Raw genomic sequence first — 12,834 nt, forward strand, 5'->3', positions numbered from 1 at the left:
CGTGTTGTTTCACCATTCACCCTGCCGACGGGCAATTACAGCGCGGCTGCAGCACACCAATCGCCCGCCTAGAGCGCTGCAATCTGAAAGAGAGCGCAAAAAAACAATTATCATCATGATACCGATTCCACTATCCTCGGAATCGCAACATTATCAAGGGGAAGAACGTCGTCGTGCCCAACTCAAGAAATTTGCTTATCGTCGGAACCGGCAATGTCGCCAACGCGCTTGCGCGCCGGTTTTCTACAACGGATCATGTGGTTCATATCGGCTCGCGGGATGCCGGACGGGGGGCCAAGGCCGCGGACCGACGTGGTATTAAAGGCGGCCTTGCAGCCGATCTGGTTCAACACGCCGAGGTTGTGTTCATCGCCGTCCCGTTCACGGCGCTGGACGATACATTGGAGGCTCTGGGATCGCTGGAAGGCAAGGTGGTGGTCGACTGCACTAACCCTCTGACCGATGACTACATGGCTCTGACCCTGGGGCATACCACATCCGCAGGTGAGGTTTGCCAGGCGAAGCTGCCGGGCGTTCCGGTCGTCAAGGCCTTCAACGCGATCTTTGCTGATGTTGTTGACTCGGACCCGACCTATGGCGGCATCCGCCCTCAGGTCTTCCTGGCCGGGGATGACACCGAGGCAAAAGAAACGGTTGCCGAGCTGGTGCGTGCCATCAATTATGACCCGGTCGATAGCGGAGCTATGCTAAGTGCACGGTATCTGGAACCTCTGGCCGAGTTGATCATTCAGATGGCCTATGTTCAGGGCGAAGGCACGCGGATCACGCCCGTCATCCTACGCTCAGACGCCTAAAAACGCTTGAATGCCCGGAGAAGCAGGCAGGCTCGGACGCCCCGCCTGCTTCAGAGGATTGTTACCAAAAGCGGCCACCGCGGCGCATCTGGACCGAAGCTTCGGATAGCCATTCTGAACCTCCGACGTGGTCGCCCGGTAGTCCCTGTCACCTGCTAGATGATTGCCCCAACTTCGAGGAACTCTTTCGCTCAGAAGGGATGCAGCCTTTCAGCTACACCTTCACGCGAGTACAGAGTGGCAATGTACATCTCCACCGAGGCTAGTCAAAACAATCCCGATCTCCTCCTCACTGAGTATTGCTTAGGTGTCTTGCGTTTGACACCTTTGACTAGGTTGCTAGCCGCACCTCTCGATGTGGGGTTTTCTGGGAGATATCAGAACAGCCCATCGCGCAATATTGGGCTGAGCGGCAAACCGTTCTATCCTAGGAACGAGCCGTAAATGTCGCCATTATGCGATCCGTCTCCGCTTATCCTGGTTTGTGTGGAAACCCTCCGATACCAAGATGCATTCTTACCCTTGCAGGCAAAGGCGACTGGAACTTGTCTGGCTATTGATTTTTAGCGCGCGCAAAGAATATGTAAAAGTAAGATAAGTTCAAGGCGGCTATGACCCGCAGGCAGACTGGCATGACCAAAATCAAGAATATGGAAGAGTTCGCGGCGCTCAGCGGAATCTCGCGGCCCACGGTGTCCAAGTACTTCCACGATCCCGATAGCGTTCGCCCAACGACAAGGGCGCGGATCGAAGAGGCGCTGGAGCGATTTGACTATCGCCCGAACATCTATGCGGTGAACCAAAACCGGAAGCTGACCAAGAATATCGGCATTGTCGTGCCCTATCTGGCTGATCCGTTCTTTGCTGAAATCGCGCGGTATCTGGAACAAAGCTGTATCACAGCCGGGTACCGCCCGTTTCTGTTCAGCTCTCATGGCGAACAAAAGCTGGAAAACGAAATCCTGGACGGTTTGCAATCTTTGAAACCAGCGGGCGTGTTGCTGGCGCCTTTGGGGCGTATCTCGGACAAGTCCGTGATCGAGAAATTCTGCGCCAGTGTGCCCACGGTTCTGTTCGACAGCAATCTTGACGGTTTGGGCGCGGCGTTTATCGGGTCCGACAATTTCAGCTTTGTGTCCCAGACCGTGGAATACATGACGCGCACGGGTGAACCGCCCTCGTTCTTCGAAATGCGGACCCCTGCAAACCCCAACGCCAACAAGCGGCGCAAGGCCTATGTCGAGGTGATGGAGCGTTTGGGTTTTGAACCTCATGTGATCAAAATCGACGGCACCGGCTGGGCCTTTGAAGAGATTGGCCGACAGGGTGCGCTTAGGGTGTTGGATGAACGCAAATTGCGCACGGATTCGGTTTTGTGCAGCAATGACCGATTGGCCATCGGCTTTCTGGCGGCGTGTTTTGAGCAGGGGATTCGTGTCGGGCGGAAAGAGGATTGTGCACTGCGTGTGGCCTCGAACGACGATCATCCCTTTGCAAAGTTCACATGCCCCTCACTGACAACCGCAGCACATGATTATGACAATGTGGCGGCCCGAAGTGTCGAAACGCTCTTCGAACTCATTGAAAACGGTGGGAAATTTGAGAAGCGGACAGAAACCCTCTTCCCCGCACGATTGGTTCTCAGGGAATCCGCATAGCGCCAAAAATTAACGCGCGTAAAGTTTTTATTGACGGCGCGACAATTCTTGAACTAGTCTTTCTGCACAGCATCCAAGCTCAGGGAGGACAGGGATGTACTTGAAACACGCACTTCGTGCGGCGACTGCTTTGACGTTCGTCGCGACGGCCGCGGCCCACGCACAATCCATCACGATCGCCACAGTAAACAACGGCGACATGATCCGGATGCAGGGCTACACCGACAAATTCACCGAAGCGACTGGCATTGAAGTCGAGTGGGTGACACTGGAAGAAAACGTACTGCGCCAGCGCGTGACTACCGACATCACCACAAAAGGTGGTCAGTTCGACATCATGACCATTGGTATGTACGAGACCCCGATTTGGGGCGCAAATGGCTGGCTGGTGCCGCTCGACGGCATGTCCGCCGAATATGACGTTGACGATATTCTACCCGCCATGCGCAACGGCCTCAGCAATGATGGCACACTGTATGCGGCACCGTTCTACGGCGAAAGCTCGATGGTGATGTATCGCACCGACCTGATGGAACAGGCCGGTCTTGAGATGCCCGACGCTCCGACATGGCAGTTCATCCGCGAAGCTGCGGCAGCCATGACCGATCGCGACAACGACATCAACGGTATCTGCCTACGCGGCAAGGCCGGGTGGGGTGAAGGCGGCGCCTTCATTACCGTCACCGGGAACTCGTTTGGCGCGCGTTGGTTTGATGAGGACTGGAAGCCCCAGTTCGATCAGCCCGAGTGGAAAGAAGCTCTGACATTCTTCGTCGACATGATGAATGAATCCGGCCCGGCAGGATATGCCACAAACGGGTTCAACGAGAACCTGTCGCTGTTCCAGCAAGGCAAGTGCGGTATGTGGATCGACGCCACCGTTGCGGCATCCTTTGTAACCAACCCTGACGACTCGACTGTCGCAGATCAGGTCGGTTTTGCGTTGGCGCCAAATTCAGAAGGTGTCGACAAGCGCGCCAACTGGCTCTGGGCCTGGGCGCTGGCCGTTCCGGCTGGCACGCAACAGGAAGAAGCGGCCAAGCAATTCATCGAATGGGCCACGTCCAAGGAATATATCGAACTGGTAGCCGAGAATGAAGGTTGGGCCAATGTGCCTCCGGGTGCGCGGACGTCGCTCTATGAAAACCCGGAATACCAGAAGGTTCCGTTCGCCCAGAAAACGCTGGATTCAATCCTTGCGGCCGATCCGGATAACTGCTGTGCGCAACCGACGCCTTATGTTGGCATCCAGTTCGTTGCGATCCCAGAATTCGCAGGCATTGCCACGCAGGTGAGCCAGGAATTCTCGGCAGTCTATGCCGGACAGCAAACGGTGGATGAAGCACTTGCCAAAGCGCAGGCCTTCACTGCTGAAGAAATGGAAGCCGCAGGGTACTGAGGCATCCTCCCACGCGGGCGGGCAGAGAGCTGCCCCCCGCTCACCCCTTCCACAACCCACGTTTTTCTCGCAGGCTAAGCTACGCCTGAACAGAGAGGGTTTGCGTAATGGCTACTCAACATTCCCGATCCGTCGCGCGCCTGATGATGGCACCCGCAGTGGTCCTGCTGCTAGGCTGGATGCTCGTGCCCCTGACGATGACGCTGTATTTTTCCTTCAAGAAATATCTGCCCCTGCGCGGTGGGGATCTGGGCTGGGTCGGCTTCGACAACTACGTCCGGTTCGTATCGTCCAGTTCCTTCTGGCCCGCGGTTCAGGCAACGCTTGTGATCGTCGGTGGGGTTCTGGTCATCACCGTTATCCTGGGCATCCTTCTGGCGATGCTACTGGACCAGCCGATGTGGGGCCAAGGTGTTGTCCGCATCCTCGTGATCGCGCCCTTCTTTGTCATGCCAACCGTGTCTGCATTGGTATGGAAGAACATGTTCATGGATCCGGTGAACGGCCTTCTGGCGCATCTGTGGCGCTTTTTCGGGGCCGAGCCGATCTCATGGCTGTCCGAGGCGTCGATGACCTCAATCATCATGATCGTCTCGTGGCAATGGTTGCCCTTCGCGACGCTGATCCTGCTGACCGCGATCCAGTCGCTGGATAGTGAGCAGTTGGAAGCTGCCGAAATGGACGGCGCGCCGGTCCTGAAACGCTTCTACCACATCATCCTGCCGCATCTGAGCCGCGCGATCACCATCGTGATCCTGATCCAGACGATCTTCCTTTTGTCGATCTTCGCCGAGATTTTCGTGACCACCGGCGGCGCGTTCGGCACCCGCACACTCACCTACCTGATCTTCCAGCGCGTTTTGGAAAGCCAGAACGTCGGCCTTGGATCAGCCGGAGGTGTCTACGCAATCATCTTAGCCAACATCGTTGCGATCTTCCTGATGCGCATCGTCGGCAAGAACCTGGACGCGTGAGGAGGTAAGATCATGGCCCGCGCTGCCACAACCCGCCGCAAATCGCTGAATACCGCCCTCGCCTGGGCCGTTGGTTTGCTGATCTTTTTCCCGATCCTCTGGACCATTCTGACCAGTTTTAAGACCGAGGCGCAGGCGATCGCCAGCCCACCGCTGTTCCTGAACTTCAACTGGACGTTGGAAAACTACGCCATTGTGCAGGAACGGTCCGACTATATGCGGTTCCTATGGAATTCGGTCATCATAGCCGGGGGCTCGACCATTCTGGGCGTCATCATCGCCGTCCCCGCTGCTTGGGCGATGGCATTCGTTCCGTCCAAGCGCACCAAGGACATTCTGCTATGGATGCTGTCCACCAAGATGTTGCCTGCGGTCGGCGTACTCTATCCGATCTACCTACTGTTCATTCAGTTGGGTCTGCTGGATACGCGCGGAGGGCTGGTCGTCGTGCTGATGCTTATAAACCTGCCGATCATCGTCTGGATGCTCTACACCTATTTCCGCGAAATTCCGGGTGAAATTCTGGAAGCTGCACGGATGGACGGGGCGACATTGAAAGAAGAAATTCTCTACGTCCTGACGCCAATGGCCATCCCCGGCATCGCTTCGACCGTGCTGCTGAACTTCATTCTGGCTTGGAACGAGGCGTTCTGGACCCTCAACCTCACTGCCGTCGACGCGGCTCCGCTAACAGCGTTCATCGCCAGCTACTCCAGCCCCGAAGGCCTGTTCTTTGCCAAGCTCAGCGCGGCCTCGACCATGGCGATTGCGCCAATTCTGATCCTTGGCTGGTTCAGCCAGAAACAACTTGTCCGCGGCCTGACCTTCGGCGCTGTGAAATAAGGAACACGACACATGGGACGCATTCAACTCAAGTCCGTGACCAAAAGCTTCGGCGACGTACAGGTCATTCCACCGCTGGACCTGACCATCGAAGATGGCGAGTTCACCGTTTTCGTCGGCCCCTCGGGCTGCGGAAAATCCACCCTGCTACGTCTGATCGCTGGGTTGGAGGATATCACCTCGGGCTCTATCGACATTGACGGGGCGGACGCCACCGATGTGCCACCCGCGAAACGAGGGCTGGCGATGGTGTTCCAGTCCTATGCGCTCTACCCCCATATGACCGTGCGCAAGAACATCGCCTTTCCCCTGCGCATGGCAAAACTGGATCAGGCCGAGATCGACAAGCGCGTCGAAGGAGCCGCCAGCGTTCTGAACCTGACCGACTATCTGGACCGCCGCCCCGGCCAGCTATCGGGCGGCCAACGCCAGCGGGTCGCCATTGGGCGCGCTATCGTGCGCGAACCGGCGGCGTTTCTGTTCGACGAACCTCTGTCAAACCTCGACGCGGCACTACGCGTCGGTATGCGGCTAGAGATCAGTGAGCTGCACGAACGCCTGGCGACCACTATGATTTACGTGACCCACGATCAGGTCGAAGCCATGACCATGGCCGACAAGATCGTCGTACTGCAAGCTGGTGTGATCGAGCAGGTCGGCTCGCCTCTGGAACTCTACCGCACCCCGCGAAATCTGTTCGTCGCGGGCTTCATCGGCTCACCCAAGATGAACTTCATCGAGGGTGAAGAGGCTGCAAAACATGGCGCGAAAACCATCGGCATCCGCCCGGAACATATTGCTGTTTCGGAAACTGAAGGCGAATGGTCCGGGGTTGTCAGCGTCTCGGAGCATTTGGGTTCGGACACCTTCTTCCACGTCCACGATACCGGACTCACCGAAACGATCACGGTTCGCGCCGATGGCGAGGTTGGGTTCCGTCACGGGGATCGTATTCACCTGACGCCACGGGCCGACGTCATCCACCGCTTCGACGAACAAGGACTGCGGATCGAATGACTCGTCTGAATGGCAAAATCGCTCTGATCACCGGTGCCGCGCGCGGCATCGGGCTGGCCTTTGCCAAATCCTATGTCGCGGAACGCGCACGTGTTGCCATCGCGGATATCAACATCGAACGCGCCCAACGGGCCGCAGCCGAGATCGGCGCGTCCGCCATGGCCGTCGAAATGAACGTGACAAACCAGCAGAGTATCGACGACGCCATCACCCGCACGGCATCGCATTTCGGCCCGATCGACATATTGATCAACAATGCAGCGATCTTCACCGCTGCCCCGATTGTCGAGATTGAGCGCGCCGACTACGAGCGCGTCTTTGATATCAACGTCGCGGGTGCCTTGTTCACCATGCAAGCCGTCGCGCGCCATATGATTGCGCATGGCACCAAAGGCCGGATCATCAATATGGCGTCTCAAGCCGGGCGGCGCGGTGAACCGCTGGTCGCCGTTTATTGTGCCAGCAAGGCCGCGATCATTTCCCTGACCCAGTCTGCGGGCCTGAACCTGATCTCGCACGGGATCAACGTGAACGCGATAGCTCCGGGCGTGGTGGACGGCGAACATTGGGACGGCGTCGATGCGTTCTTTGCCAAACACGAAGGTAAACCGCCGGGACAGAAGAAACGCGAAGTGGCCGCTGCCGTTCCCTATGGCCGCATGGGCCGGGCCGAAGACCTGACGGGCATGGCGGTGTTTCTCGCCTCGGACGAGGCAAAATACATCGTTGCACAAACCTACAATGTCGATGGTGGAAATTGGATGAGCTGATGAACCCAATGGCACACTCAAACCCTCTGATTCAGCTGCGGCAAGACCGGCTTGCAGACCTGCCAGCGATTGTCCGCACCCCTAACTATCAGCGTTCGGAGCTGACACCGGGCATTGTTCATATCGGTCTTGGAAATTTCCACCGCGCCCATCAGGCGTGGTACATTCATCAGCTTTTGCAGCAAGGCCAAGCCCAAGATTGGGCTATCATCGGAGCCGGAGTGCGCAGCTATGACGCCGAGATGCGTGAGAGGCTGTTGGCGCAGGATTGCCTGACCACGTTGATCGAGTTGGATCCACAAGGAATATCCGCAGAGGTCATAGGCCCGATGATCGACTATCTACCGATTGAGGCAGGTAACACAGCACTGATCCGCAGGATGGCTGATCCGTCTATCCGAATTGTGTCCCTGACTGTAACCGAAGGCGGCTATTTTCTGGATGCCAACACCGGCGTGTTCAACTTGGATCATGAAGACATAAGGCACGACGCCGAGAACCCGCACCAGCCACGTACAGTATTTGGCGCGATGGTCGAGGCATACAGGCAAAGACGTGAGAATGGATTGGACCCGTTTACGGCGCTGAGCTGCGACAATCTTCAGGGCAACGGCACAATACTAAAAACCTGCATTGTTGGTTTGGCGCGTCTGGTCGACACGGAGCTGGCCGACTGGATCGCCCAAAAGGGCGCATTCCCGAACTCGATGGTGGATTGTATCGTGCCCGCAACGACCGAACAGGTCATTTCGCAATGTCGGGCGCTTGGAATCGACGATCGCGCTCCGGTCTCGCATGAGAATTTTCGGCAATGGGTCGTCGAAGATGATTTCTGTGCCGGGCGGCCACCTCTCGAACAGGCTGGGGTCACGATGACCCACGATGTTCACGGATATGAAATGATGAAACTGCGCATTCTGAACGGAGGTCATCAGCTGCTTGCCAATATTGGGGAAATTCTGAATGTACCGACGATTTCAGACTGCATGCAGGATCCGGACATCGTAGCGTTTTTCAACAAGGTTCAGAGAGAAGAGATTTTGCCCTATGTCGAAGCCGTTCCAGGCACCACGGCAACTGAATATCTTGGATTGGTTGAAAAGCGATTTGCAAACAGCACCATCCGCGACACGACACGTCGCGTGGCATTTGACGGGTCTTCACGACATCCAGGGTTCTTGCTGCCGTCGTTACGCGATGCCCTTACCTCTGGCCCTTCTCTGACTGGTTTGGCACTGGCCGAAGCGTTCTGGTGCCGGATGTGCGCAGGCGTTCGTGAAGATGGCTCGGAGATCGCGCCAAACGACCCCCAATGGGAGCATTTGCAAAACACCGCTCGCGCCTCCAAGGCCGACCCGAAATTGTGGATCGAGCAACGCCAGTATTATGGTGAGCTAGCTGGCAACGCGCAGTTTGCCGAAGCTTTCAACGCTTGGCTGACCTCAATCTGGCAAGATGGTTGCCGGGCAGCGGTAGCCGACTATGCCACCTCATAGGCAAGTTGACACTAGTCCTGCCGCACACTGGTTGTAGCCGTACCTTAAGGGCTGATCGGAATTGCCGCGTTCACTATCCCTTTCCTCCTTCATTTCATCCCTTTCCTCGTTCATTTCGCAATCGTCACCCTGAACGCTACAAAGTCGGAATGCGGGAGGCTGTTGCTCACTGTTCTCCTGCTGACTTTTAGAGAGGACGTCGAAATCCAAACCTGTCTACTCTGGCCGTCCTTGTTGGCACTCGGATGTCATCTGAAGGAGATCAATTTCTGGAAATTGACCGTTTTGGCGTCTACTACAGTGCATTCAAGATTTGCCCTAAGGCCATAAAACGATCAATTACTTCTGACCCAGTACGACTAAATCAAAGAAGTTAAAACCAGATCCAAAGGGATACCCAGTACAGCTCTTGTTGAACAACACGCGCTTTGTGTTGCTGCTTGGACCAAAAGGATCACCCCGCGCTACAAATCAGCCGATCAAGCATTTCGAACTTCTGCTTTATGAACTCAAGCACGCGGTTCGATGAAGCCGGCATGCTTCGGGTGCTTAGCGTAACGCATCCCAAGTGCCGGTCGGGGTCACCGATTTTTATCGGAAGTGCTGCCAAAGTTTTTTGCCTTTGCATCATGAAGACCACCGAAAAAGGCAAAACGGTCAGGGAGTCTGAACCGGTCAGAACGTTCACAACCGCACTCAAAGACCCGCCTGTGAAACTGATTTTGAGGTCTCGCATACCGATACCGTCCAGCGTGTTTCTCAAGTCACGAAAAAGCGGGCTGTTCGCAGGCGGCGCGATCCAGGAATACTCGGTAATGTCTTCCAGCTTCACCTCTTTTTTGCGCGCCAATGGGTGCCCAACACGGCACGCAATGACGTTTCGACCAGGCAGGATTTGACGAAATTCGAACTCATCCGACACGTCTGCCGGGCGCATAGGAAGAATGGCCAAGTCCAGAGTTTCAGCGGACAGTTGGGACAATAGTTCAGTGGGGTATCCATAGGATTGGTCGATCCGAATATTGGGATACTCGGCCTGAAACTCTGCAATCACGTTCGAGATGACACCGTCCATAAAGATCGGCGTACCCGCAACCCGCACTGCACCGGCAATGCCCTGACGGTGTTCGTCCACAACGCGGCTTGCATGGCGACCTGCGCTTAGGATTCTTTGACCTTCCTGAGCGAGCGCAAGACCAAGCTCAGTGGGTTGCAAAGGTCTGCGGGTCGGCAGGAATAAGGGCTCTCCCACCCTGTCCTCTAAGAGAGAGACGCTTCTGGAGACACTGGGTTGAGATTTCCCAAGTAAAGCAGCGCCTTCGGTCAACCCTCCGGCCTCGACAATAGCCGCGAGAATCTCAAGATGTCTTGGATCAAGCTTCATAACTCAAAGTTATATTGATGGTCGATAATTCGATCAAGAGTGCTGTCATTGCCTGCTAGCTTTCCCTCCAGACCCGCAATCCATCGCTTGTCAGGAACTCGCCCAATGGCTCTTAGCACCACCAGCATCAATGGCCAGAAAGTCCGGTTCGGCGTGGGTTTGCGCAACGAAATCTGCGCGGAGTTGGCGGAGTTGGGATCGAATAAGGCGCTGATCCTGTCGACGCCTCAACAAGTCGATATGGCAATGGAGCTTGCGACAACCGTTGGGGATCGCGCTGCAGGCGTGTTCACTCGGGCAACAATGCACACTCCGGTCGGCGTGACCGAAGAAGCGGTTGAACACGCTTTGTCAGTCAAGGCCGATAGCATTGTCTCTATCGGTGGAGGTTCGACGATTGGCTTAGGCAAGGCGATTGCCCTTCGGACCTCTTTGCCACAAATCGCCATCCCGACCACATATGCCGGCAGCGAGGCCACTCCAATCCTGGGCCAGACTGAGGATGGCATCAAAACTACCCTGACAGACCCGAAGGTTCTGCCGCGGGTCATTCTGTACGATCCCGAACTTGTGGCGTCATTGCCGCCCGCAATGACCGTGACCAGCGCCTTGAACGCATTGGCTCATGCAGCCGAGGCGCTTTATGCCAAGGATCGCACGGATCAGAGCACGGAATTGGCGATCGACGGCCTTAGGGCCTTTGCGGAAGGTCTGCCGACCGTTGTCGAAAGCCCCGGCGACCTGAAAGCCAGAGAAGAAACGCAGCGTGGTGCATGGGCCTGCGGCACGGTACTTGGTCTGGTCGGAATGGCGTTGCATCACAAGCTTTGTCATACGCTGGGCGGGTCCTTCAATCTGCCGCACGCGGAAACCCACGCGGTCATTCTGCCCCATGCCATCGCCTACAACGCGGCGGGTGTACCGGATCTGTTGGCACCCGTGTCGGACATTCTTGGAGGTTCTGAGCCCGGCCAGGTTCTTTGGGATTTTTCCAAATCCATGGGCGCACCAATGGCTCTTAAAGACATCGGCTTATCAGAGGCCGATCTGGATCGCGCCACCGAAATCGCACTCAAGAACCCGTATTGGAACCCGCAGCCGGTCACTGCTGATGGGCTGCGGGCGCTTCTTCAAAACGCGTGGGCGGGCAACGCCCCAAGCGTTTGACTTCACCGTGTCAAGGGAGGGACACATGATCACACGACGCAAATTGCTGCAATCCAGCGCTGCAACCGGCCTCGGCCTAGCGGCCGGCACGCTCGCTGCGCCCGCTATCGCTCAGGGCGCCAAGATCAAGCTGGGCTATGTCAGCCCGCAATCAGGTCCTCTGGCCGCGTTCTCTGAGGCCGACAAGTTTATTCTCGACAATTTCGCCGCATCTGAGGCCGGTGCGAATTTTGAAGTCATCGTCAAAGACAGCCAGTCGAACCCGAACCGAGCAGCAGACGTGGCGGGCGAGCTTATCGTGGACGATGAGATCGACCTGATGCTGGTTGCCTCGACTCCCGAAACGACCAACCCGGTTGCCTCCACCTGTGAGGCCGAGGAAGTACCGTGTATTTCCACTGTTGCCCCGTGGCAGCCGTGGTTCATCGGCCAGCAGGGCAACCCCGGCGATCCAGCCAGTTGGGAGCCGTTCTACTACGCCTATCACTTTTTCTGGGGTCTTGAGGACGTTATCTCAGTCTTTACGGCGATGTGGGGCCAGTTGGAGACCAACAAGCAGGTCGGTGCATTGTTCCCGAATGACGGCGATGGCAATGCCTGGGGCGATCCGAATGTAGGATTCCCGCCAGTATTGTCAGAACTGGGCTATTCACTGACAGATCCCGGACGGTACCAGAACCTGACCGACGATTTCTCGGCCCAGATCAACGCGTTCCGCCAGGCGAATGTTGAAATTGTAACCGGCGTTCCCATCCCGCCTGACTTCACCACCTTCTGGAGCCAGGCCAAGCAGCAAGGCTTCACCCCTAAGGCGGCGAGCATCGGCAAGGCGATCCTGTTCCCGCAGGCCGTCGAAGCTTTGGGCAACGCAGGCAACAACCTGAGTTCCGAGGTGTGGTGGTCGCCCACGCATCCGTTCTCGTCGTCGCTGACCGGCGCAAGTTCAGCTGAATTGGCGCAGGGTTACATGGCCGCCACTAGCCGCCAGTGGACCCAGCCTATCGGATTTGTACACGCGTTATTCGAAATGGCTGCGAACGTCATGGGACGTGTTGATGACGCAGGTGATGGCGATGCCGTAGCCGAGGCTATAGCTGCCACGCAGTTGGATTCCATTGTTGGCCGGATCGCCTTTGATGGGGCTGGTCTGCCTCCCTTCGCCGCTCAGAATGTCGCGAAAACGCCTTTGGTCGGGGGGCAATGGAGGCTGCTCGATAATGGCAGCTATGACCTCGTGATCGTCGACAACTCTTCGGCTCCCGAAATCCCGACCGCGGGTGTGATGGAAGAAATCTCCTGATCGCAATGCAA

Annotated in this window: 11 protein-coding genes; 10 read left to right on the forward strand and 1 reads right to left on the reverse strand. The window is 56.7% G+C overall.

Annotation, left to right across the window (positions count from 1 at the left end; all coding sequences use genetic code 11):
- Positions 1–173 precede the first annotated feature (173 nt).
- The 8 genes from J7394_RS11465 (at position 174) to J7394_RS11500 (ending at position 8,972) form a co-directional block, all read left to right on the forward strand.
- Positions 174–815, forward strand: coding sequence for an NADPH-dependent F420 reductase (locus tag J7394_RS11465; RefSeq protein ID WP_209253114.1), 642 nt, complete (start codon positions 174–176; stop codon positions 813–815).
- Positions 816–1,447: 632 nt separating this feature from the next.
- Entirely contained in the window at positions 1,448–2,473 is a 1,026-nt protein-coding gene (locus tag J7394_RS11470; protein WP_209253115.1) for a LacI family DNA-binding transcriptional regulator, read from the forward strand.
- Positions 2,474–2,567: 94 nt separating this feature from the next.
- Positions 2,568–3,872 (forward strand): sugar ABC transporter substrate-binding protein, encoded by a 1,305-nt coding sequence (locus J7394_RS11475; RefSeq protein ID WP_209253116.1) that lies wholly within the window; start codon positions 2,568–2,570, stop codon positions 3,870–3,872.
- Between the two features lie 107 nt (positions 3,873–3,979).
- Positions 3,980–4,846: a carbohydrate ABC transporter permease gene (locus J7394_RS11480; RefSeq protein ID WP_170375757.1), complete on the forward strand. Its 867-nt coding sequence runs from the start codon at positions 3,980–3,982 to the stop codon at positions 4,844–4,846.
- 12 nt (positions 4,847–4,858) lie between these two features.
- Positions 4,859–5,689 (forward strand): carbohydrate ABC transporter permease, encoded by an 831-nt coding sequence (locus J7394_RS11485; protein WP_209253117.1) that lies wholly within the window; start codon positions 4,859–4,861, stop codon positions 5,687–5,689.
- Positions 5,690–5,701: 12 nt separating this feature from the next.
- Positions 5,702–6,706, forward strand: coding sequence for an ABC transporter ATP-binding protein (locus tag J7394_RS11490; RefSeq protein WP_209253118.1), 1,005 nt, complete (start codon positions 5,702–5,704; stop codon positions 6,704–6,706).
- Positions 6,703–7,476: an L-iditol 2-dehydrogenase gene (locus tag J7394_RS11495; protein ID WP_209253119.1), complete on the forward strand. Its 774-nt coding sequence runs from the start codon at positions 6,703–6,705 to the stop codon at positions 7,474–7,476. The genes J7394_RS11490 and J7394_RS11495 overlap by 4 nt, the downstream gene beginning before the upstream one ends.
- A gap of 8 nt (positions 7,477–7,484) precedes the next feature.
- Positions 7,485–8,972 carry a mannitol dehydrogenase family protein gene (locus J7394_RS11500; protein ID WP_371812002.1) on the forward strand — a complete coding sequence of 496 codons (1,488 nt, stop codon included), beginning with the start codon at positions 7,485–7,487 and terminating at the stop codon, positions 8,970–8,972.
- Positions 8,973–9,426: 454 nt separating this feature from the next.
- Here the strand turns inward: J7394_RS11500 and J7394_RS11505 are convergent, their stop codons facing one another.
- The gene (locus J7394_RS11505; protein WP_209253123.1) at positions 9,427–10,356 is read right to left on the reverse strand and encodes a LysR family transcriptional regulator; all 930 of its coding nucleotides are present in this window, start codon (positions 10,354–10,356) and stop codon (positions 9,427–9,429) included.
- 105 nt (positions 10,357–10,461) lie between these two features.
- On the opposite strand from J7394_RS11505, the gene J7394_RS11510 reads away from it, so the two are divergent.
- Complete coding sequence (locus J7394_RS11510; RefSeq protein ID WP_209253125.1) at positions 10,462–11,523, forward strand: maleylacetate reductase; 1,062 nt, start codon at positions 10,462–10,464, stop codon at positions 11,521–11,523.
- A 25-nt stretch (positions 11,524–11,548) separates the two neighbouring features.
- Positions 11,549–12,823, forward strand: coding sequence for an ABC transporter substrate-binding protein (locus tag J7394_RS11515; RefSeq protein WP_170680889.1), 1,275 nt, complete (start codon positions 11,549–11,551; stop codon positions 12,821–12,823).
- Positions 12,824–12,834 lie beyond the last annotated feature (11 nt).

This window comes from Ruegeria sp. R13_0 (genome assembly GCF_017743995.1).
Classification (GTDB): Bacteria; Pseudomonadota; Alphaproteobacteria; order Rhodobacterales; family Rhodobacteraceae; genus Ruegeria.